Source organism: uncultured Parabacteroides sp. (genome assembly GCF_905196875.1).
Taxonomy (GTDB): Bacteria; Bacteroidota; Bacteroidia; order Bacteroidales; family Tannerellaceae; genus Parabacteroides.
In genome coordinates this window covers 1-24,742 of the sequence record NZ_CAJJWO010000051.1, presented here as the reverse complement: position 1 = coordinate 24,742, position 24,742 = coordinate 1, and the positions used below count along the sequence as shown (strand labels likewise).

General features: G+C 49.1%; 13 protein-coding genes. 6 read left to right on the top strand and 7 right to left on the bottom strand.

Annotation, left to right across the window (positions count from 1 at the left end; all coding sequences use genetic code 11):
• Position 1 precedes the first annotated feature (1 nt).
• Positions 2-1,513: a RagB/SusD family nutrient uptake outer membrane protein gene (locus QZ076_RS15640; protein WP_293714628.1), complete on the top strand. Its 1,512-nt coding sequence runs from the start codon at positions 2-4 to the stop codon at positions 1,511-1,513.
• A gap of 34 nt (positions 1,514-1,547) precedes the next feature.
• A complete protein-coding gene (locus tag QZ076_RS15635; RefSeq protein ID WP_293714627.1) occupies positions 1,548-3,104 on the top strand; it encodes a M81 family metallopeptidase in 1,557 nt (518 codons plus the stop codon).
• Positions 3,105-3,225: 121 nt separating this feature from the next.
• Here the strand turns inward: QZ076_RS15635 and QZ076_RS15630 are convergent, their stop codons facing one another.
• The gene (locus QZ076_RS15630; protein ID WP_293714626.1) at positions 3,226-6,852 is read right to left on the bottom strand and encodes a discoidin domain-containing protein; all 3,627 of its coding nucleotides are present in this window, start codon (positions 6,850-6,852) and stop codon (positions 3,226-3,228) included.
• Between the two features lie 344 nt (positions 6,853-7,196).
• Positions 7,197-9,824, bottom strand: coding sequence for an alanine--tRNA ligase (alaS, locus tag QZ076_RS15625; RefSeq protein ID WP_293714625.1), 2,628 nt, complete (start codon positions 9,822-9,824; stop codon positions 7,197-7,199).
• A gap of 97 nt (positions 9,825-9,921) precedes the next feature.
• Between alaS and QZ076_RS15620 the strand changes: the two genes are divergently transcribed.
• The 3 genes from QZ076_RS15620 to QZ076_RS15610 all read left to right on the top strand — a co-directional run bounded on the left by QZ076_RS15620 (position 9,922) and on the right by QZ076_RS15610 (position 11,759).
• The gene (locus QZ076_RS15620) at positions 9,922-10,905 is read left to right on the top strand and encodes a M23 family metallopeptidase (protein ID WP_075559031.1); all 984 of its coding nucleotides are present in this window, start codon (positions 9,922-9,924) and stop codon (positions 10,903-10,905) included.
• A 14-nt stretch (positions 10,906-10,919) separates the two neighbouring features.
• A complete protein-coding gene (locus tag QZ076_RS15615) occupies positions 10,920-11,297 on the top strand; it encodes a MerR family transcriptional regulator (RefSeq protein ID WP_075559032.1) in 378 nt (125 codons plus the stop codon).
• 66 nt (positions 11,298-11,363) lie between these two features.
• Positions 11,364-11,759, top strand: a complete 396-nt coding sequence (locus QZ076_RS15610) for a DUF3127 domain-containing protein (protein WP_075559033.1) — start codon at positions 11,364-11,366, stop codon at positions 11,757-11,759.
• Positions 11,760-11,861: 102 nt separating this feature from the next.
• Here the strand turns inward: QZ076_RS15610 and QZ076_RS15605 are convergent, their stop codons facing one another.
• The 3 genes from QZ076_RS15605 to QZ076_RS15595 form a co-directional block, all read right to left on the bottom strand.
• Positions 11,862-14,210 carry a BamA/TamA family outer membrane protein gene (locus QZ076_RS15605; protein WP_293714624.1) on the bottom strand — a complete coding sequence of 783 codons (2,349 nt, stop codon included), beginning with the start codon at positions 14,208-14,210 and terminating at the stop codon, positions 11,862-11,864.
• A complete protein-coding gene (locus tag QZ076_RS15600; protein ID WP_293714623.1) occupies positions 14,210-18,811 on the bottom strand; it encodes a translocation/assembly module TamB domain-containing protein in 4,602 nt (1,533 codons plus the stop codon). Before QZ076_RS15600 ends, QZ076_RS15605 begins: the two co-directional genes overlap by 1 nt.
• A 132-nt stretch (positions 18,812-18,943) precedes the next feature.
• Positions 18,944-20,533 (bottom strand): hypothetical protein, encoded by a 1,590-nt coding sequence (locus tag QZ076_RS15595; protein WP_293714622.1) that lies wholly within the window; start codon positions 20,531-20,533, stop codon positions 18,944-18,946.
• 130 nt (positions 20,534-20,663) lie between these two features.
• On the opposite strand from QZ076_RS15595, the gene QZ076_RS15590 reads away from it, so the two are divergent.
• On the top strand, positions 20,664-21,461 hold the full coding sequence (locus tag QZ076_RS15590; protein ID WP_293714621.1) for an inositol monophosphatase family protein: 798 nt from the start codon (positions 20,664-20,666) through the stop codon (positions 21,459-21,461).
• 260 nt (positions 21,462-21,721) lie between these two features.
• Here QZ076_RS15590 and QZ076_RS15585 read toward each other — a convergent pair whose 3' ends face one another.
• Entirely contained in the window at positions 21,722-23,836 is a 2,115-nt protein-coding gene (locus QZ076_RS15585; RefSeq protein ID WP_293714620.1) for a VapE domain-containing protein, read from the bottom strand.
• Between the two features lie 127 nt (positions 23,837-23,963).
• On the bottom strand, positions 23,964-24,341 hold the full coding sequence (locus QZ076_RS15580) for a hypothetical protein (RefSeq protein WP_293714619.1): 378 nt from the start codon (positions 24,339-24,341) through the stop codon (positions 23,964-23,966).
• Positions 24,342-24,742 lie beyond the last annotated feature (401 nt).

Below are 24,742 nucleotides of genomic sequence, written 5' to 3'. Positions count from 1 at the left end.
TATGCTTAAAAACAAATATATCATAGGAATCGCACTCGCGATTTTAACAGGATTCAGCAGTTGCGCGGATTTGGATTTGGCGCCATTAGGTAGCCCGGAGGCTGGAAAGCTAACAGAAGAACGACAAGCATTCTTGCGTTTGACAGCTGTCTATTCCGGCATGAAAGACTTCCGCTACACATGGTCGATGCAATGTTTCGGAGACGTATTGTCGAACGACGCAACTTATAGCGGTTCTTCAAACGACGCCCAAACCTTTACATTGCTGGAAAATTTTCAGTATCAGGCAGATCATACCGAGATTTTAAACAAATACCGGTATTCTTACCAATGTATCAATAAAGCGAATTTATTTCTACAGGACATGGAAACGGCCGACGATGCCATTTTCTCGACGTACAATAAAGAACAGATGATTGGTGAGGCCAAGTTTATCCGTGCCTATACCTATTTCGAACTCGTGAAAACGTTTGGCGGTGTTCCTTGTTATACGGAAGTCCTGGATCTTGCCCATGAAAGACTCGGACGTTCGACTGTCGAGGAAGTATATGCTGTTATCGAGCAAGACTTGAACGATGCGGTTAGTGCCTTACCTAAGAAAAGTGAGATAGCAAACTACGAAACAACCTATGCGGGAAGAATCACCAAAGGTGCGGCCATTGCCATGCAAACGCGTGTTTACCTTTATGCGAAAAAATACGATGAGGTAAAAAAGGCATTCGAGAATTTCCAAAAGGAATGCGGTAGCGAATATAGCTTAGTGAGCCCGGAAGAATACGCCTGGCAATTCTCCCTGAAGGGGGAACACTGTATCTCGTCTATCCTGGAAATTAATATGTATAATTCCCCTACTCAAAGTGGATACGGTGTAAATAACGGTAACCGTCACGTATTGATGTCCATGCCCCGAAATATGACTAACGGCTTCGGTTGCGCACAGCCTACTCAGGCTTTGGCAGACGCTTATGATGCCGAGGGGGATATCATACGAAAGAATACGACACTCCTTTCTACACAAGAGGCCATAGAGATCGAAACTGCGGCTAAAGGCAAGGTGGATCCCATTACAGACGACCGAACCGGCTGGTACAATCGCAAATTGTATCTTGCGCCCGGGGAAAGAGAGGAGAACAGGGGGAATAACCAACCAACGAACCTCAGGCTTATCCGCCTCGCGGAAGTATATTTGAACTATGCCGAGGCTTGTTATTTCAGCAGCGATATAGCTAATGCGCAAAAGTATCTGAACGAGGTAAGAAGTCATGTCAACCTGGCTCCTAAAAACAATACAGGAGAGCAATTGTTTGAAGACATCATGAACGAACGTCATCTGGAGTTAGGATTGGAAGGTTTCCGGTTCTTTGACGTGGTACGTGCAGGATGGGGCGAGAAAGTCTTTAACGGAACCAAGAAAGCAGAATTTGGAGCTAAGACTCCTTTCAAAGCTGGTGCGGAAGTATTACCTATACCTCAAACCGAGATCGACATTAGTGGCGGTTTAATAAAGAATTAATAAATAAACAACAACTTGCATAAATCATAACAGTATGAAAAGAAATCTATTATTGCTCGGAATCTGTCTCTTGGCCGTATCATTCGTCGGAGAAGCCTTTGGACAGAAGAAAAAACCGCGTATCGGTATTGCCGGTATACAGATAGAAAACAGTGTATTTGTCCCGAACAGACAGCCGATCGTAGGATCTCCCGTAAGAATGCCGGACTATATCAGCCCCGACTCCGTTATGGGACAGGCTGCCACTTGGCTTCCCACCCAAATCGGTTACGGTGGTGGAAGAGGCCCCGTGACAAAAGAGTCGTACGATGCGTTTGTGGAAAAAACATTGGAGATGATCAAGGCCAATATGCCATACGATGCTTTCTGGTTTTATAACCACGGAGCTTGTAGCGTGGAAGGCGTGGCCGATCCGGAAGGTGAATTTATGGAGAAGGTGCGTAGCCTGATCGGAAACGATGTCCTGGTTACCACCACGATGGATCTTCACGGAAATCCGTCTTGGCTCGTAGCCCTCAATTCAGACCTGATCACCACCTACCGCAAAGCACCTCACGACGACTCCCGCGAGTCGCATCGCCGCGGCGTGGTCAATCTGCTGGATCGTATCGAATCCGGTAAAGGACGTCCGGCCTACAAGGCATGGGTTGCTGTTCCTGTCCTGGTATCCGGCGAATGGTCGAGTACCCGCGTCGAGCCGGCGAAATCGCTGTACGCATTGGTTCCCGAGGTTGAAGCCATGCCCGGAGTGATAGACGCAGGGATATGGATCGGTTATGTTTGGGGAGACAACCCACGGAACCAGGGAGCCGTAATGGTTTACGGTGACGATGAAGAACAGGTAAAAGCCGGAGCGAAGAAGCTCGCCCAGAAATTCTGGGATGTCCGCAAGCAATTCTCGCTCGAGGCACCGGGATATTCGCTCGAAGAATGTATCGATTTGGCAGTAGCAAGTAAAAAGAAACCTTTCTTTATCAGTGATATGGGAGATAATCCCGGCGGAGGCGGTTCAGGTGAAGTCACTTGGACGTTGGCGAGACTCCTGAAACGTCCGGAATTCCAGACCGAAAAAGGAAAGAGTGTTCTTTATTGCTCTATCCCGGGAGAAGAAGTGGTTAAGCAGGCACGTGAGGTTGGCGTAGGCGGACACGTGGAAGGCATGGTTGGTGCCATGGTAGATAATTCCTACGAAGGTCCCGTGAAATTGTCGGGTACCGTGGTTTATGTCAGCCCGGAAGAAGACAAGAATGCCGAATCCTGGAGACGTAAAAGGGACATCGCTATCGTAAAAACCGGAAGCGTTTATGTGGTAGTAGGTACATCGTCTCCTACTCCCAACCTGGAAGGTTCAGGAATCGACCCGAAAAAAATGGATATCGTAATGGTTAAACAAGGTTACCTTGTCAACCAATGGTACAGTATACAAGCGGATTGGGTAATGGCTTTTACACGAGGAGGTGTGGATCAGGACTTCAAGAAACTTCCATATAAGAATATCGTGAGACCAATGTTCCCGCTCGATCCTGACATGGCAGATCCTGAGTTGAGCGTTATCATGGTTCCTTCGGCTAAGCACTTCTATGGCAGATAAAAAGGTACCGTTGTAAGGGTGGTTCGTGAACCACCCCTACCAACGACACTACACTCAAAATCAAAAAAGGTGAACGGTTTATGAAAACCGTTCACCTTTTCATTTCAGAATTAATCTTGTATTACTCTACATTATATCCCGAAACAATCACCCGCGGCGTATTTCCCCTGGTATCTTCGTCTTTCCAATGGAAACGAACCTCTTTCTTTTCACCCGGAAGCAAAGCGAAGTAGTTGTCGGAATAGAACATCGGCAGGAATTGCAGGCCGTCTGTTCCACCCACTACATTGAGACGGATCATCAAGGCCGGAGTAGAGGTTGTATTCTCGATCACAGCCGTTGCAGTCCAGTTGCCGTCTGTTTCCTTATTGATAACGACATCGGATTTTAAATCCACTTTCGGAAGATTACGCAAATCCTGATAGTTGTTTTCTTCCAGGCTTCTGTGGTAGAAGTTTTCGGAAACAACCTTGCCGTTTTCTGTCAACACCATCTTGATAAAATGAACCTTCGACAGGTTTTCCGGAAATTCCAGTTTGATACACTTATTGGTCGTATCTTCATTGCTGTCGATCGTCACAACCTTTTCCCAGGCAACGGATGCATCCATATTCAACACCTGTGCTTTTGCAGTCAGGCCTTTACGGGCACCGGCACTGTAATTCACCACTTCCACCTCGTCGGTTACCGGGTTCCACTGGATATGCAGCGGTTCGGACGCCTTCTTGATAGCAAAGTAAGCGGCTGTCGGTTCGAAATAATAATCGTATGTCTGCCATACCATAGAAGGCCAGCAGGAATGACTCATCCACATCAGCAAGCCTTTACGGTTCTGGCTGCGCGATTCGAACAAGCTGCGATGGCCGTCATAATTCACCCACTGGGCCAGTTCGGAGAACTCTTTGGCACTTTGAGGTTCACCGTATCCTTTTGCAATGATTTCATTGAAAGAAGTAGCCCCCTGAGCCCCTTCGCGGGTATAGTCGTGCATACCCCATTGGTTGTCCTGCGGCCAGAGACCTTCCGGCGAGAAGGTACGGAGCATGCTTTCGTAAGCCAGCACGTTCGGCATGCCGCGTTCGCTATGGAATTTGTCGTTGCCGGTCTTCAATGTGAAATATTCTTTTGCAGGAAGCATACGGTACGGGCCATGTCCGCTTACCACATCGTCAGCCGAGCTGGATATGTAATGTATACCCGAATGCTCGTCCTTCACGATCCGGCGCAACGCCTTGTCGATCTGTTCAGGCGGGAAACCTTCGTTACGTCCGCAATAGATACCGATGGAAGCATGGCTACGGATACGTCTTACATAATCTTCCGCATTGGCGATAAACATTTCCGGATAATAAGGATCGGGACCGTCGGACGGGTTAGCCAGCCAGAAGTCCTGCCAAACCATGATACCGTGACGGTCGCAGGCCTCGTACAATTCCTCGTCGCCAATCATACCCACCCAGTTACGCATGATCGTAAAGTTCATATCGGCATGGTAAGCCACGGCGATATCATATTCGCGGGCACGATAATTCAGGTTAGACTCGCTGAAGCCCCAGTTACCGCCACGTCCGATGAAACGGCGACCGTTCACAAAGAGGCTCAGTATCTGGTTATCCTCATTAAAGGTCATTTGACGGATACCCACTTTAAAGTCTTTTGCATCCGACACCTTATCATCTATCTTGAATGTGAAGTTTGCATCATACAAGTTGGGGGCGCCATATCCCTTAGGCCACCACAGGCGTGGGTTCTGTACATTCAGCTGCGGGAAATCCTTAGCGTCGAAAACGATCGCTTTCTCCTCGCCTGGCGCCAGTTCCACCGACTGTTGGAAGGTGATCTCACCGATCTTTCCTTCTAAAGTTCCTTTCACGGCATTCACATCATGGTTCTTCACGATCACTTCCGCCGTCAATTTAGCAGAAGTCGTGTCGGGCAACGGCAATACCGACTGAACGAGTGGATCGGCCACCGTCACTTTTCCGGTGGTTGTCAGGAACACATCGTTCCAGATACCGATATTACGTCCGCGCATCGTCGGGATCCAGTCCCAACCGATCGTTGCATGGAAGGTCGGGTTGTCAGCACCCAGGATACCTCCGTTGAAATCCGTGCTCTGTGCATTCTTTTCTTTGATCGCACCGATATGTTCGTTCTTTATAATCTCTACGGCAACTACGTTCTTACCCGGAACGACCACATCCGTCACATCGAACTTACCACGCATAAAAGCACCTTCAATACGGCCTATCTTCCGGCCGTTCATGTAGACGTTCGCTTTCCAGTTGATACCGTCGAAATTGAGGAACAGACGCTCCTGCTTAAAGTTTTCCGGCATTTCGAATTCGTCCCGGTACCAGAAGTCGGAGTTGAAGAACGACTCGGATATCTGCAACTGGTTGTCGGCATAGTTCGGATCGGCGATAGCCCCGATATTCTTGTAACTGCTTAGAACAGTACCCGGGACAGTTGCAACGATCCAGTTTTCCGGCTGAAAATCGGGAGTAGATATCTTTTCACCTGCGGCAGTCACTTCGGAAGCCCGTTGAAGTTTCCAGTTACCTCCTGACAGGTTGATATTCCCTTGTGATATGGCCGGAGCGGCAACAGGCTGGGGAACCAATCCGCCTTTACCCATCACTTCCAGTTCGCTCAGGATATAACGGCTGTCGTTAGCCGGCTGTTGCATCAGGACACGTACGTAACGTGATTTCTTGTTGCCACCCAACGCTATTTCATCTTTCAGGCTCTCGCCGCCGGGCAGTTCGGCTACATCCGTCCACTGAACGGCATCATCGGAAACCTGTACTTTACCTTTAACGGCTTTATTGATCCAATGCAAGATAACCTTGTCAAACTCAGAGCGGCTACCCAGATCCACATACAACCATTCTTCCCCTGTCGTTGCACTCATCCAGGAACTGTTGAAGAACTGGGAAGGTTTCATTTCCACCAAACCGCCTTTATTATAAAAATCGGCAGCCATAAACACCCAGCTGTGGGCTCCCGGCATCTTCAACGAAACACGGTAATTGGAATAGGTGGCCTCCTTATCGAACGAAATCGTTTCATTCAGTTTGCGGACCGGCATGGAGATCTGTTCGGTCTGTTTGTTCGGGTCGGTGACCGGCACACGGAAACGTACCGCCTCGCCCGGCAGTCCTTTGCCGCTCAATCGTCCCACTTCCGTCCAGTTCTGTCCGTCGTCGGAACCTTCACAGACGATCTCGAAACCGTCTTTAGCCAATTTATCGTCGTAAACGAGATTTCCTACTAATGACAATTTATCAACCGATTTACTGTAATTCTTCAACGCAAACTGAAACCAGGTATCAGCTCCCTCGAAGGTATTCCGTGAGTACGGGCCTTCATCGATCATCCATTCGCGTTCACGCCGGGGAGCTTCGCCTGCCGGAGTGGAGAGGATGAGATACTGCGGTTGCGCGTCGGTCACGATACCGTCGGTCACCAACTGGGCCGTCAGGTTATAATCGTGACTGGATGAGTTGAATGCCGAACGCCGGAGGGCGATATTCCGGTATTTACCCCGGTCCGGAACCAGTTCCGGAGAAAAATCTTCCTTCGGATTACCGGGATACTGACCGATACCACGCGAATAATAGTCCGACCGTTCGAACGATTCATTCGTTGCACCTGCACCACTACACCCCCAGAGCAACAACGTCGTCGCTGCTGCTCCGCAAAGCGTAAGGATACGGCAAACTTTTTGCTGTTTACACATTTTCATACTATGAGAGTCTATTTTATTTGTATTTTTTGCATGATTCAATCCTTTCTGAAAAGAAGGTCAGGCAAATATAGTAAAAGTTGACAGTTGACAAGTGACAGTTGACAGTTATTTCGACTTCCAGTCATTTTTTCACCAACCGCGAAGCCCCCTATCCCCTGCCAACTGTCATCTGCCCTATTTCTTCCTGGAAGATCGTCCTCAACTTGTTTGTAAACTTGAAAGGTTACTCTAGAGCAAAAAGTCGAGAGATTTTACCCAAAAGACAATTTAAGGCATAAAAAAGGGGGTGATCCCTTTTAAAAAGGAACCACCCCGAATAAGATATTTGATATATTATCTTTTTACTGTAAATCGGCCGCAGCAAGGATCTGGTCGACAGCCTGTATCAAGCCATCCGAGTTCTTACCGCCTGCTGTTGCGAAGTGAGCCTGGCCACCGCCGCCACCCTGAATCAGTTTGGCTGCATCTTTCACCAATTTGCTTGCATCCAAGCCGTCGGCAACAAGCGGTTCGCTCAGCATAACCATAAGCGCACATTTGGCACCGTCCTTTATACCGGCAACAAAGAATACTTTTTCATCCGTGCAGCTTTCACCCTTGATCTGGAATGCCAGGTCTTTGATGGCATCCAGATTGGCTTCACCACGGAAGACAACCACTTTCACACCGTGGCGTAGCACAGCTTTAGCGATCAGGTCTTTCTTCATGGCTGCCACTTTTTCCTTGATATAGTCACCTACCTGCTTTTTCAGTTCTGCATTCTCTTCAATAGATTTGCGGATGGTCTGAGCCAAGTTAGGCACATTGTTGAACATAGCACGCAATTCGCGGAAAGAATCCTGCAAATGGTAGGTATATTCTTCAGCCGCTTCAGCCGTCACTGCTTCGATACGGCGAACACCGGCTGCAATCGAGCTTTCTGCCACTACACGCAAAGAACCGATCATACCGGTTGCCGGGATATGTGTACCACCGCACAATTCGATAGAAGAACCGTATTTAACCACACGTACTTCTTCGCCGTACTTTTCACCGAACAGAGCCATAGCACCCAGGGCTTGTGCCTGAGCGATCGGCATATTGCGGTGTTCTTCCAGCGGGAAATTGGCACGGATTTTTTCGCTTACCAGCTTTTCTACCTGGCGGATCTCTTCGTCGGTCACTTTCTGGAAGTGAGAGAAGTCGAAGCGAAGGGCTTCAGGAGAAACGAAAGAACCTTTCTGTTCGACATGTGTTCCCAGAACTTCACGCAAAGCTTCGTGCAGCAAGTGGGTAGCCGAGTGGTTGCATTCGCACTGGATACGTTTCTTTTCGTTGATCTTAGCGGTGAATGTAGCTGTTACGTCTTTCGGCAGACGGGTAACAAAATGTACCGGCAGGTTATTTTCACGCTTGGTATCTATCACATCCAGCTTTTCATCGTCAGCGATCAGCCATCCTGTATCACCTACCTGTCCACCCATTTCTGCGTAGAACGGAGTCTGGTCCAGAACAACCTGGAAAAGTTCTTTATTCTTTTGTTTGATCTTACGGTAACGCAGGATCTCGGCTTCGCATTCGAACAGGTCGTAACCTACGAATTTAGCTTCACCTTCTTTCAGAACTACCCAGTCGCCTGTCTCGATCGCGGCAGCGTTGCGAGCACGTTCTTTCTGCTTCTGCATTTCAGCATTAAACTCTTCGATGTTTGCTTCCATGCCGTTTTCACGCAGGATCAGTTCAGTCAGGTCCAACGGGAATCCGAAAGTATCATATAATGTAAAGGCATCCACACCACTGATCACAGTCTTGCCTTCCGCCTTTGTTTCTTCCATCTTCTTATCCAATAGACGGATACCGGTTTCCAGTGTACGCAGGAACGATTCCTCTTCTTCTTTGATCACCTTTTCGATCAATGTCTTCTGGGCAACCAGTTCGGGATAAGCATCTCCCATCGTTTCGATCAATACAGGAAGCAATGCGTACATAAAGGCTTCGCGACGTCCGAGGAACGTATAACCGTAACGAACGGCACGACGCAGGATACGACGGATCACATAACCGGCTTTTGCATTCGACGGCAACTGACCGTCCGTGATAGAGAATGCTATCGTACGAATATGGTCGGCAATCACACGCATAGCAATATCCTGCTGCTTATTTTCGCCATATTTAGTTCCGGTAGCAGCAGCGATCACCTGTATGATCGGCTGGAATACATCCGTATCGTAGTTGGAAGTCTTGCCCTGCAATGACATACACAGACGTTCGAATCCCATACCGGTATCGATTACCTTGGCAGGCAGCGGTTCCAGCGAACCGTCAGCCTTACGGTTGAACTGCATGAATACCAGGTTCCAGATCTCGATCACCTGCGGATGATCTTTGTTGACCATTTCGGCACCGCTCTTAGCCGCACGTTCTTCGTCCGGACGCAGGTCGATATGAATTTCCGAGCAGGGGCCGCAAGGACCGGTATCACCCATTTCCCAGAAGTTATCATGTTTGTTACCGTTGATGATATGATCTTTCGGAAGGAACTGTTCCCAGTAGCCGGCAGCTTCGTCGTCGCGCGACAGACCTTCGGCAGGGCTTCCTTCAAATACGGTTGCATATAAACGTTTCGGATCCAGCTTCAGAACATCTACCAGATATTCCCATGCCCAATTGATTGCTTCTTTCTTGAAATAATCACCGAACGACCAGTTACCCAACATTTCAAACATAGTGTGGTGGTAGGTATCGTGCCCCACTTCTTCCAGGTCGTTATGCTTACCGCTCACACGAAGACATTTCTGTGAGTCCGCGACGCGAGGATATTTGATGGGTACATTACCCAAGATAATATCTTTAAACTGGTTCATACCCGCATTGGTGAACATCAATGTAGGATCTCCCTTCACTACCATCGGAGCAGACGGCACTATCTGGTGCTGCTTGGAAGCGAAGAACTCTTTAAACGATTCACGGATTTCTTTTGCTGTCAACATAATCTAATATATAGTTCTCGTTAATATTCTGAAAAACAATTTGCAAAAGTACTGCAAATTATTATTTTTGCACGTATCCAAGCTATAAAAATATTCAATGAAGCTGTTTAAAACAAGAAAAACATATTACTTATATAACCCTAGCACACTCAATTACGAGCGTGTCTACCCTTCCGCCAAAGATCGTTTCTTCATTGTGCTCCGTCATTTGAGCATAGGTGCGGCGATAGGGATCGGGGCTTTCTTCATTTTAATGTACACGATCGACTCGCCGGTAGAGTCGTTATTGAAGAAGGAAAATAAGTTGTTACAGACTCAATACGAGGTACTTTCGCTCCGCCTGACCAATGCCCTCGAAGTATTGGACGACATCCAGCAACGCGACGAGAACCTGTATCGTGCCATCTTTCAGGCAGAGTCCATTCCCGAATCGGTACGTAAATCGGGCTTCGGGGGAACCAACCGTTACGAACATCTGTTGAGCTTGCCTAACCCGGAGCTGGTCGTTTCCACCACACAGAAGATGGATATGCTCTCCAAGCAGCTCTATATACAAAGTAACTCGTTGGAAGAGTTGATCAAGCTGGGTAAGAACCAGGAAGAACGGAGCCGTTGCATCCCTGCCATCCAGCCTATCTCCAATAAGGACCTACGCCGTACGGCATCCGGTTATGGTGTGCGTATCGACCCGATATACAGAACTCCCCGCTTCCACTCGGGCATGGACTTCTCCGCCAAAGTGGGAACGGAAATTTATGCAACCGGTGACGGCGTCGTCACGTTTGCCGCCTGGAAACAGGGTTACGGCAACTGTCTGATGATCGATCACGGCTACGGGTTCCAGACATTATACGGCCACATGAGCAAGTTCAAGAAGCGCGTCGGACAGAAAGTGACCCGCGGCGAAGTGATCGGCGAAGTGGGTAATACAGGTAAATCTACCGGACCGCACCTGCATTACGAAGTGATAGTCCGGGGTAAACACGATAACCCGTCCAGATACTATTACATGGATCTTACTCCTGAAGAATACGACCGTATGATCCAGATCGCAGAAAACCATGGACAGGTAATGGATTAAACTTCTTTAAGACGATGGCATTAAATAAAGATAAAAATCTGAAGTTATATTTCTCCATCAGCGAGGTGGCGCAGATGTTCGATGTCAACGAGTCGACCCTGCGTTTCTGGGAGAAGGAATTCGATATTATCCGCCCGCGTAAAACGGCCAAAGGAACCCGTTTCTACAAACAGGAGGATATCGACGCCGTGCGTCTGATCTTCCATCTGGTAAAAGAACGGGGTATGACACTGGCCGGTGCACGGCAGAAGCTAAAGGACAACAGGGAAACAACCATCCGCCAAGAAGAGATCGTCAACAAACTGAAACAAATCAAGGAAGAGTTGCTTTCGATGAAAGCAGCTTTCGACGCGCTCGACCCTTCGGAATTACCTCAGGAAGAGAAAATCTAAGTCAAACAATTAGCAGGTTACGAGAGAAAAACGTATCTTCGCCGACAATTTAAGAAAACAATAAATATGGAAATTACGGGAAAGATTATTGCCGTACTACCTGAACAGGGCGGCACAAGTAAAAACGGAAACGAGTGGAAAAAACAGGAGTACGTATTAGAAACACATGACCAATACCCTAAGAAAGTATGCTTCCAGATTTTCGGTGCCGACCGCATCGAACAGGCAGCTATTCAACCCGGAGAAGAATTGACAGTATCATTCGATATAGACAGCCGTGAGTATCAGGGACGTTGGTTCACCAACATCAATGCATGGAAAGTAGACCGTCCGATGGCCGGCGCCCCCATGTCGGCTCCCGGAGCGATGACCCCGGATAACTTTGCACCGGCATCCGCCCCGACAGCACCTGCCGCTCCCGACTTCGGTCCGGCAAATCCGATCGACGACCTGCCGTTCTAATCACGGTAGCGTAACTATAACGCAGATTGGGCAGATAACACAGATCATAATTGAATCTGCGATTATCTGCCCAATCTGCGTTATATATATTCGTATCCTATATTAGAACGGATACCCGATAGCCAGGTGCCAGCCCGGCGTATAATTCGGTACGTTGAAATAACCTTTCTTTGCTTCGTAAGGCACATGCAAGGGAACACCCATATCCAGGCGGATCACGATGAAGGTAAGGTCGTAACGTAGTCCGACACCGGCATCCAGCGCCAGATCTCTCAGGAAACGCCCCCACTTCAGCTGACCACCGGGACGTTGCTTGTCTTCACGGATCAGCCAGATGTTACCCGTATCTATAAAAGCGGCACCATGCAGATCGCCCAGGATCGGGAAACGATATTCGAGGTTGGCCTCGAACTTCAGGTCTCCGGTCTGGTCGAGATAGCTGTAATCACTTTTCTCCGGACGAAAGCTACCCGGGCCGATCGAACGGATCGTAAAGGCACGGAGGCTATTGGCCCCACCGATATAGAACTGCTCGTTGTAAGGAGACACGCGGGCATTTCCATAGCTGTAAATGGCTCCCGCCATGACGCGTCCGACCAGATGCTGGTTATGACCGATCTTATAGTTGTAACGGATTTCCGCCGTTCCTTTCACGAACTGGGCAAATTTATTCCCCAGCAAATGCTTTCCTTCTTCATTGAATTTCTTTCCGGCAATGGCATAACCGGCAGCCAGCAGGTTACCCGCCTGCGAAACGGACAACTGAAGCCAGGTATGATTCCGCTTGGATGTGATCGGTGCATCGTCGTAGGTATAGGTATATCCCATCGCCGGCACGAACTGGTTCTCCAAACTCAGTTTCAAGGCACGGTTGTCCTTCGTTATGCTGTCGAACTCGTGGGTCGTTGACTGAAGCAGGTTGTATGTCAGTTTAAAGGGCGTGATCGAATGGTGACTGGTGGCAGACGACTGATAATCGTAGGCCGCATTTCCACCAAAAGCCAGCATCTTGAAGAAACGTGCCCGGTTCAACTGGTCGACATACAGGCGGAAGGAGGTGCTCGAAGGATACAAACCGTCCTTTTTCATCATACCGGGGAACAGCAATTGCGGGAATGTCAATGTTCCGCTCAGTCCCATTTCCCAGCTATTGATAGCCGACTTGGAACCGTCCACCCGTTTACCGGTCTGCCATTCGTAAGAGCCGCGCAAACGCACACCGAACGTTTCACCTCCCCCAAACACATTCCGTTTAGTGACGCTAAAGATAGCTCCCGGTCCCAGCTGGTCGTTACTTTTAGAGGTCACGTTCACTTCCAACTCGCCGTCGAGCGGCAGGTCGTAGACGGTGTTAATCTTCAAATCCAGGGTATCCTGGCGACGGGCTGTATCACGTGGGGTATATTGCATTTCGGAATACCGGAAAATACCCAGGCGCGAATAACTGTTCTGCGTCCGTTGCTGTTTTTCCTGCGAATAGAGATCGCCGGAGTGCAGACGCAAACGATTGTAAAGCACCGACGGACGTACCCGGAGTTTGCCTTCGTAATAGACTGTCATATCTTTATAGCGTACCGAATCGGTAGGCGGCTCGTTGTTATAACCGTTCAACAGGACGGAGATTTCACCTATCTTCCACGGACGCAGGGCGGTACGCGGCAGGCCGGGTTTCGTCATGATGCGAAGTGCCACCTTACCGGGATTCATTATGGTATCCGCCTGGTAGGTAATAAATTCGGGGCGGAAATAATAGAATCCGTTATTACGCAACAGGGATGTAATACGTTGCCGCTCGGCTTCCAGATTCGTCACACTGAAGTTTTCCCCTTTATGAAGCAGGCGTGCCGAAGGATTGCTTTGTATTAATGTATCCATCTGATGGCGCATCCTCACATAACGGATACTGTCGTAAGTATAAGGATGGTTCATTTCCACCTGATAAATGAGCTTGGCTTTCTTCGCATCCTTCGGATTGGTATCTACCTGGAAAGAGGTAGTTCCATTGAAATAGCCATATTCCTTCAACAGGTTTTGCGCCACTTTGATACGTATATCGGGATTCACCGTCGAGATAAATACAGGCTTGGCGGCAAGTCGTTTGAAAATCCATTTACTAATCTTACCCTTTTTATTCACAAAAGAGTTATATATCCACAGGCCGAAAGGGAACGGCACACGGACAGATGAACTTCCCAATAGCGCATTGTTGGGTGGATAGGCAAGAGCACCCTCCACTTCCGCCAGAGCATCTTCGCCGGCGGGGGTCTTATCGTCGTTGGTGACTTCTATCTTTTTAATGCCGGTATAAAGAACTTCGCCTTCGGGCAGGTTCTTTGTGGTCGAACAGGATGCCAACAAAAGTAAAAGAAACGAGAAGATGACACACCCACTACCCCGCTGTGTTATTGTCGTTCTGCTAAACAGTCTATATAGTATATTTTTCTTTTTCATCATTCCTCCTCATAAACCGGTTTAGGCCTATTTTTCTTAAAGTTGAACAACTCCCGCATATGAAGCATCTTGCGCCGCAAAACGATACCGACACCTGTTTCTGTGATCTCTCCTTCCAGCAGACTTTCGTAATTCTTGTCGTGGAACAGCTTCACGTAGCGCGTTCCGCTGGCATCCAGTCGGTATTCGATCGAGACATTGTCGATAAAGGCCTGCGTCTGGTTACTGTTGCTGGCATTCTCGCCGGTCGAGATACGACCTCCCAACACGATACGGATACGGTCGTTCCAGAAACGTTTGGCAAAGCTGAAGTTATAATCGGTACGCTGACCGCCATCCCCGCTGCCGTTCTCGTCGTAAGTATCCATACCGAACGAGATATCGACCGTCTTCAAGGCACTTCCTGCAATATTACTGATCTCACTGTTCAGGAAACTGTTCAGGGCCGCTCCCATATTCAGGTTCTGTTTACCACTGCTACTGTTCGCCAGGTACATACCGGTGATGATCATTCCGACAGCCAGTTTCGTTCGTTCATCATCTCCCATGCTACTCAGTTCTGTCTGCATCGTCTGGTCTTCCGGAGCCGTCAGAACGAACTGCAGGCCGAGGTTCTCCAGTTGTTGTTTGAGAGCGATACCGACATCGAAATTGACCATACGGGAGCCGCTACCCTCCGTCACATTGGTACGGATGCGCTCGGTAGCCGTCAGACTCAGATACGGATCCATCGGATCGCCGCTCCACTGCACGTAACTGCCGTCCTGTATATTGAACTCTTTCAGCGGGATGATCGGCAAAGCATATTTCACAATGCCACCGGAAAGAGTATATCGTCCGTTCAGGATCATTTCCCCCTGCGGGGTATATTGGAAAGAGAGGTCTCCACCCCCTTCGAGCTCTACCTTGCTGGAACGGTCGGGAGTGATGTCGGCATTCAGGCGTACAGACTGGTCGATACGGATTGTAAGCAGCATATCCATTCCTCCCAGCGGCAGCGGGGCTTCGGGACGACGGCGGTTGACGAGCGTATCTTCGAAAGAGGTAAAAGTCACCAGGTCGGAAAGACGGTCCTGTACGGTCAGCGGCGAATCCTTCATCACATAAGTTACATTCGTTCCACCCAGCAATTGCAGGCTACCACGCATCATCAAGGCATCGAGCGGCCCTTTTACGGTAGACGAGAGATTGACCAGCAGTTTACCGTAGACCATACTTTCTTTGTTACGTTTTACATCGAGCAATTGCATATTATCAGCCTTCAGCTTCAGGTCAGCCGTCATTCGCGACAGGTTGTTGAAGTCGATCGTACCGTCTATCACGAACGGGTTCTTACCGGCAGCATGGATATGGTATTCGTCGAACATGATTTTGTTGTCTTTCACCACGATCTTTTTGTCGTCTACCCGGAAGCTGGTTCCTACAGCGGTCACAAACATCGAGGTCGAATCCATCTCGATATATCCGTTCATTTCAGGGGCTTTACTACTACCCTTTATCGTCATCTTTCCTTCCAGCACACCATTTAACGAAGCCATATTATCCGGGATAAACGGATTTACCATATCCAGCGGCAGATGTGTCACGTCGAGTGTTCCGTCGAGATAATCTTCTTTTCCTATCTTGTAAAGAGCGGTAGCCGACATCACCTCGTTCTGGTCGCGCAGGAAGTGCATATCGACCTGATGCCTGTTATCCGGCAACGGCAGGTAAACGGTACTGAACATCAGTTCTCCTACCCGGCCGCCTTCATAAATAAGATTGTCTATATTCGCATCGAGCACCACCAGGAACGAGCTGTCGGAAGGTGCATATTGCATATCCGCACTCAAGATTCCCTGCATGGAAGGTATCTCCGTAAATGCTTTCGAAATCACATCGAGGTTGATCTGGCTCAGTTCGAGATGCAGTTCCTCCATCTTCTCCTTTTCCGGTCGCGAATGTATCCACAAAGACATATTTTCCTCGCCCGACAACCGGAGATCGGCTGCAATATCTTTCTCATTCTTATAGAGTATATAATTGTCCGGATTCAGTTTGAAAGGGCGGAAAGCCAGGATCGGATCATCGGGGAACAAATGGAGATTGATCCCTTCTTTCACTTTGTCCGCCCGCAGTCCGAGCAGGATACCGGTATCTCCGGCCCCATCCGTGTACAAAAGCTCTGCATCGGCAAACGTACTTCTTATCTTTCCCTTCACGCCGGCAGTGAAAGGTGCTTGTTTACGGTATATTGTTTTAATCACATCGGCACTATACAACAATCCGAGCGAGTCCTGGCGCACAGCGAAACTGATCGTATCGAGCCGGGTAGTATCACGCATCAGATCGTAGATACCCGCATCCATGCGGAAACCTTCTTCCGGCGAAGAGAAAGCTTCCAGATTCAGGTTATTGAAAGATATATTAGCCTGTTGCAGGATATTATAAATCGGGTTGTCTTTCCCCGCCGATATAGCCAGATGCATATCGGGAAGCAGCGGACGGAAAGCAGGGATATTGATCATCGAGTCTTTCTCCAGTTGCTTGTTCAGGCCTTCCGATATCTTGGTGAACTTATCGGTCATCGTTTCGAGATCGGCATTTCCTGTCAATGTGATTCCCAGGTCGCCGGCATGGAACGAGACACGGGTCGTATCTTTCGTACTTTGAGCATGCAAGGTCAGAGTCTTGGGTTTATATTTTCCGGTAGTCGTAATCAGTTCCCAGTTACCCAGCGTGACGTCGACCAGGTTGTTTTTTCCCATATCGGTTTCCGCTTCCGCAAATAGTTGGAAAGAGGTAGCCAGTGAATCTTGCATCAGGTGCATACCGTAGAGATCGAAATTCTCGACATCGGCAATCAGCATGGCTTTGATCTCCTTTTTCAGCAGGGTAGCGTTCAGCGTCATATCCATCTTTGCCAGCGGATACTTACTCAGCAGGTCGAACTTGGCGAAGTTCTTTTCAAGCGATCCTGCCAGATTGACGTCCGACACGTTATAATTACCATAATGGATATCCGTAATCTGACCATCCAGCTTCGCCCAGGTAGACGCTTTGAACGGATCGAAACCTTTACCCTCGGCACGGATAGAGGCAGTCAGGCCGTAGAGGGAGTCGAGCGGCATAAAGTGCAAAGGTTCCAGGCTATCCACTTTCAGGTCGGCTTCGTAAGCCTCGTTAGCGGGGTTGAAGCGCCCTGTCAACAAGACCTTTCCTTTATCCTCCCGCAGAAGCAGGTCGGCCTGGTATTCGTTATTTTTCAAACCGGCTTCACCGGTCAGGGTAATACCGGAAGGGATATTGAAACGTTTCCGTTCCGCCTTCGGGAGCATGGCCAATACGAAATCGAGGTTACCCGTTTTCGCTTTTAGTTCCAGTTTCCCGGAACGGCGCACACTGTCGGTAAGTGATTTCATCGTACCGGTCACATCCATACGGAAAGCCCCCGGCAACTCACCTTTCAACTGGCGAAGCATCAGGGAGGACAGGTTACCTTCCACACCGGCCGTCAGCGAAACCGGTTTTTCGGGATAAGCCTTCTGAAAATCTTTCGGAAGTGCACCGGCGGCAATCATTACATCTTCCTTACCTACCGAAGCTGTAAGCAATACCCGCATATTGCCTTCTGGACTTTCTGCAAACGAACTCCAGGGAACCATCGCCAACAGGCGGATTTCCGATGAAGGAGTCTTCAACAGAAGTTGCGGTACATTGATAGTGGTGCTATCGCTATGAAGGCTTCCGGTCAGGGAAGAGATAGTCAGTCCCGAACGGTCCTCGGCCGAGAACTCACGTATGCGGGCTTTTATATCCCGGCCACCATAGAGAAGAGAATCGAGCGAGATATTGACGTCACTCAGGGCGATATGAGAAGGGTCGAAACCTTCTGTCGCATCCTGATTATTACCGTCATACCCCAGGGTCGATCCGGTCAGGGTGAACAGGCCGGCTTCATAACGCGAGGCACCTAGGTCGACTATACCATCTTTCAGGTTGGCTTTATCGATATAGGTGGTCAGACGTAACGAGTCGGCAGACATCTGCATGGCGAAAGCCACCCGGTCGAGGTTTATCTTTTCAAGGTTTAATATCCAGTTTACGGGAGTCGAAGTGGTGTCGGCCTTGGTTGTCGTATCGTTCAACAACAAGGTGATAGCCGTATCGGAGAGGTCGACCGTATTCAGGGTAACCTTTTCTTTCGCCAGGTTGACACGGTCGGCTTTGGCATACAAGCGCCCCAGTACACCTTTTATCTCCATACCTTCGATAAATGTGCCTGAGTTTACCTTCACACCTTCCAGGTCGATCGCATCTACCAGTACCTCTTTCTTCAGTAAGGGCAGAGCGCGTACATTTACCGTCAGACTTTTCAGGGTCAGTAGCGTATCGGCGGGCGAAGTCAGCACCTCCACACCCTTAACCGTCAGGTTCAACGGGAAAGAGAGTCGTATCCGTTCTATTCCGATCTGCATCCCGGTAGCTTTTCCGGCATAATAAGCCGCTTTCCGGACAGCAAAGTTCTGAACAGGCGGTATATATAGAAGTACAGAGACCAATAATACCAATACCACAGGTATCAGACAGACGATCCCTATTCGTTTAATCCAAATCCTCATTTGTTATTATAGTGTATTCTTTTTTATAAAGATAACGGCTAAATACCTCGTTTTGTTTGAAAATTCATTAACAAAAATAGAAAAGAAAATCAAGAATAAAAAGTTCTGGCAGAAGAACATCCGGCACAAGCGTTATTTACCTTCTATCCGCCGGATCACAGAATAAGCATCTTCGATCAAAGAAGAGGGATAATCATTTATTTCAAGGATACGGATCGCGTTGCGCTGATACAGGTTGCCGGACTTCAGTTTGTAGTCGAACGATAAGACATCGCCGGTTATCTTCTCGCAGAAATGATACAGGTCATACTCATTCTCCAGAAATCCTCCCAACTCCGTATCGTGGGTGGAGACGACCACGATGTTACAGGCCGTATTCAGATAGCTCAACACCGCCTTGGCCGCCGCAATCCGCTCAGTGGTATTGGTTCCTTTGAATATCTCATCCAATAGAAAAAGATTGATGTGTTCACTCCGTCCACAGGAAAGCATATAGCGGATCGACTCTACCTCTTTCAGATAAAAGCTCTTCCCATCCGCAAGGCTGTCGGAAAGCATCAGGGCTGCATGTATCATGACCGGCATTTTGAGTTTCATACGCCGGGCAAAGGCCGTATGAAGCGTTTGAGCAGCCAGTATATTGACACCCAAAGTACGTATAAAGGTGGTCTTACCCGACATATTCGACCCTGTGAAAAGGATGGAACGCCCTTCGATCCGGATCGTATTCGCCACACAGTTTTCGAGTAGAGGATGATACATATCGTCCGCCTCAACCCGTAGCCCAGCCTCCGGTTGTTCCGGCAAGCTATAATAAGATAGGCTCTTCCGCAGGAAAAAGACCGACGACAGGGTATCGATCAGCCCGATAAAGCGGAACACCGTTTCTATATCACGGTTCTTGTCTTTCAACAGGGTAACGATTTTATTATAAGCTATCGGTTCCGCCAGGAAAAAGACCTTGACACATTCCATGATTGCCCAGAGGATCACAGCCAGGTCGCTGTCCATCTTCGACTCCATCCGCAGGTGGCCACTGGCTTTCCGCAACGTTTCGAGCGAAGACAATGCTTCCGGCACGCCCCCGGCAATCTCTGAAAAGAGAGGGTTCTTACACTGTTTACCCGAAATATTCAACAGACGTATCAATTGGGGGATCGAAGCTATATAATTCAGATTATTCGGTTTATTGCTATAATGGATAACGCCGTTCATCAGTATCGTTGCAATAAGGAGAAGTAGACAGACGCCTGATTGATACAGGTAGAACAACAATAGAAACAGGGTCGGCAGCAGGCCACAAATGCGAAACAGGATCTTTTTCCATACGGGAACGACCGGATGCCCCAACTCCATCAGTGGAGCAATACTGTATGCATCGGGAGCACTCAATACATCCAGGTCTTTTACAACCTCGGCATGTAATACGGGATTTGTCGCCAGACGGTTTATCAGAGGCTCGTTTTGTTCCACCTCATTCGCTCCGGCAGAAATGGTCCGCATAAGGTTATACAGATACTGTTGCCCGACGCGCGAAACGGTACGATCGGAAAATATAAACAGATCCTCAAATCCCAAATCGGCACAGGTCTGTTCCGACAACACACCAAGTGCCCTTTGATGTTTATCGAAACGAAAAAAGGAAGAGATTTCAAAGAAGTTATAATCCTCTGTTTTTTCTTCTCCCCCATAATATGAAGTATGTCCCCATGGTTTCCACATATCATTAGAATTGTATTAGTCTACCTCACAGGCCAAAAGTATATCTTTTTCAGTAATATTCAGTCGTTCACACCCTATTTAATCCATAAAAATGTGTACGTTTGTCAATTCAAAAAGAAAGGACTGTAACATGTTGAACCTGGAACAACTCTGTACCGAAGTACAGTACATAGCCCGTAAAGCAGGGGCTTTCCTGAAAGAGGAACGAGGTAAATTCGACCGCGGGCGGGTAGAAGAAAAAAGTGCCCACAACTATGTTTCGTATGTAGACAAAGAGTCGGAGAAATGGCTGATCGCCCAACTCTCCGCCCTGCTACCGGAAGCCGGCTTCATCGCCGAAGAAGGCAGCGGCAGCCTGACCGACGAGAACTATTGCTGGCTGGTCGATCCGCTGGACGGAACTTCCAATTACATCCACGACATAGCACCTTATTGTGTAAGCATCGCCCTGCGTAATAAAGAAGAGCTGTTGCTCGGCGTAGTTTATGAAGTATGCCGCGACGAATGCTTCTATGCCTGGAAAGGCAGCAAGGCTTACCTCGATGGCAAAGAGATACATGTCTCCGACGTGTCAGACCTCGATAAAGCCTTTATCGACCTGGGATTTCCTTACAACTCGGATGCCTACCGCCCGATGGCCCTCCATCTGGTCGACAGGCTGTACGGTTTCGCCGGAGGAACGCGCCTGATGGGAGCGGCGGCGGCCGAAGTCTGCTACATCGCAGCCGGACGATTCGAAGCCCGCATAGAAGCGTATATCGGCCCCTGGGATATTGCCGCCGGCGCTCTGATTCTGATGCAGGCAGGAGGCAAAGTGACCGATTTCAGCGGTGGCGACAACTGGCAGTCGGGCGACGAAGTGCTTGCCACCAACGGGACAATGCATGAAACACTGATGAAACTGGTCGAACATCCGGGTAAACCCTGAATGAAATGGCTGCGGCAGCGGTTTTTAGCGACTGCAGCAGCGGGTAAAAACAGCTGCGGCAGCTACTGAAAACGGGTGCGGCAGCCAGTGGACACAATTCCGGCTGTTATTTCCCGGGGGGCGGCAGAGGCAGGTTATCTGCGTTTTCCTGCAACTTTGTAATAGATGTTCTTTTGTTCCCTCAACAGCTAAGGAACAAAAGAACATTGCTAAAGAAGTTTACAGAAATGAAGTTTATCTGCCCCCACCTGCCCCCAGGCTTAAAATGCCAGTTCAGGATCTCCTCCTTCTTCCTCTTCATCATCTTCTTTATCAACACCTTCCGCATTATCATCCGGATAGCTTCCGAACCCTTTCCGACGTGCCTCTACCTGATCGAAAGTCAGCTCGATAACAGCATAAAGCCGTTTACCATGCCTTTTCTGACAAAGAAAACCGTCTCTTTTTAACATTTTTCCGAGGATGTTTACACCGGTAGAAGTGATGGGATAACGCGTTTTCTCGGCAATCTTGGCAACGATTTCGCTACATGTCAGTAATAACGGAAGCTCAAAACGGATCGGTTTGCGAAAATAAGTATAAAACAATTCCGCCTCCGGACACAACTGCTGGAAAGGCTCGTTGTTGTCGTTTATCTCCGCAATGTCGGCATCGGCAAACCAATAGCGGAAACCGTCGCGAAACAACGCCAGCGCCTGTGCATAGATACCCGTATAGTCTACCGGCGAAGAATAATCGATCTGCGTCGCCTCGAAGCAGAGGAAACGGCGCGACCCGGTACGGTCGGTCAGCACCTCGCTATCGTTGACCGTGGCGGCAAAGGAAGCACGGCGCACATACGTCTCGGCATTGCGGGCGTAGGGACGGCGTTCATAAACGGAGTTTTTCGTGATCAGCGCCTTCAGCCGGTTCAGCTCCGTGCGGCTCTGGCCCGACAGCTCGTCGAGGATAATCAGGAAGCAGTCGCTCATCATCAGCGACGAGTCTTTGGCCGTAGGATCGAGGTTACCCGAATAGACATACCCACGCAGCCGGGGCGGCACCAGGTTGCGCAGCCAGGTGGTCTTGCCCAGTCCCTGAGCACCGCTCAGCATCAGGACGGAGTGGTTCTCCGCACGTTTGTCGGCAGCACAGGCCACGAGTGCTACCAGCCATTTACGGAAACATTTCTCCCAAAACTCCGGCCGGGTAGTGTTTACGGTTGCTGCCAGCCGGCCGATCGGGTCGGTACGCCTATCCCAGGGCGGCAGCTGCTCGAGATAGGAACAGAACGGATCGTATTCGGGGCTGAAATCGGAATGGATCACCGCCCGCAGGTCGGAGAGATGGCAAAGCACACCCTCCTTTTGCAAAGCACACCAGACAGAGTTCTCCCAGTAGTCGGTGACAGGGGTATAGCTCTCCTCCTCTTCCTCCTTTGCACGGTATTCCACCTGCCGGCGCACGACATTGCGGTGCAGGACATAATGTTCCGTCAGAAACGCCTGTATCTGTTCGACAAACCCGTCTTTACGGTGGGTCTTTCTGCCACCTCCCGTTGCATGCTGTTCGGTATGTACATAAGCGCTGTCGATAGCCGCCATACGCTCATCGGCAGGCAGGTCGGCAAATGCTTTTGAGGCATAATCCGCCATCGCCTCCTTATCCACCCCCAGGCGGTTGCAATGGCTGGCCATCAGGTGCACGTAATTGTTGCGGTTGCCTTCCGCGTAGGAGAACTTGCGGGAAGCCTTTTTGCGGGCGGAAGCAAGCAACTGCAAGGTTTTGTCGGAAAAGACCGGTTCGATAAGCGGCAGTCCCTGCGGTTCGCCGGCCTCTCCTTTCAGCCAGGGTTCGAAGCGGGGCGAGAGGAAAAGTGCCGGATCATACGAAAGCAGGCAGAGTCGCCCGATATCGCTTCCCGACGCATCGGCTGCCACGCCCAGCAGTTGTTCGTACCATTCCTTTACCAGCTTAAAGACGGCAGGATGATTGTCAGGGGTACGCGGCAGACGGACAGCGGGATAGGCAATGATCTTGATGCCATGTCCGCGGGGGCTGATCCAGCAGGCCACCGTATAGACGGCCTGACGTGCGAGGTCCAGTAAACGGGAGAGGTCGGCAGCGGGCAAATCATCGAAATCGATAATGATCAGCGGATTGTAGCCAGTGATGTAAGCAGCCAGTCTTTTTTTCTGATAGGTAGCCGAGAGGGTGATGGCGGGCAGCTCTTTCTTTAGCTGTTCGGCTGCATCAGGATTTCCTTTGTCCATATAAACGCGGATCAGGTTAACACTATGGGCATATTTTCCACCCCGGATGTCGTAAAGAGCGTTGATAAGGCTAACATCACCAAGACACTTTTTAAATTTGGCAAACATTGTTACTTGTAGCATAATAAATTGTATTTTGAGAATGGTTTATACTCCACAAGGTAAGATTGATAAACAAGATAGCCTATTGCTTTCTTTTCTTTTAAGAAAACAATAAACCGCACAAGCGACAGATGGCTATCTATTTGTTTTACTGCAATTTGTGATACACATAGAGATAGTCGAGTACCAGGTTTTCGATCGTTCCCATCGTCAGGAAATCTTTGTCCAGGTCTGTGCGCAGGCGAAACACGGAAAGGAAGGCACGCAGGAAAGGCCTGATTTCATGCCGTCCGTTGACCGTCCAACCCCTGCTTTCCAGCAAGGGGCCGAGCAATGCCAGGAATGTGGAGGTGGGCATGGTAAGAACAATCAGTTCTTCCTTCACCATATCCTCCTCCCAGACAGCATTTTGCAGCAACCGCCTGAGACTGTTGTTATGTTTCATCACTTTGCGAAGCACGCTGTCCAGCTCTTCGCAATCGTCTCCCAAAAGTTGAGCCGCCTGATTCAGCTGGCCGGCATTCAATTTTTTTTCATGACTTTTGAATTTTAAGATGATTAATATGATAGGGGATGGTTCAGTAATTATCAATAATGAGCCAATATGCTAATCTGCCCGCTCGGCTTTGCCGCTTGGTTCACCAAGAATATGCCAATAGAGATAGCAATAGGTTCAATTATTTTCAGAAGTGAATGTTGTGTTCGTAGGGGCGGGGTTTGCCCGTCCTCCTTCACCGTTTGTTATATCATTGTCGCAAAGGGTGGGCAACCCCCACCCCTATGAGGCCTCTTATTTTAGTTCACATTCTAAATTGGCACATTGGCATATTGCCACATTGGCTCATTATTTTCTAACAACGAAGCCCCGGAGAACGAATCCCCCGGGGCTTGTTTTTGTCTGTTGTTGCTCTTCACAGAGATCGAACA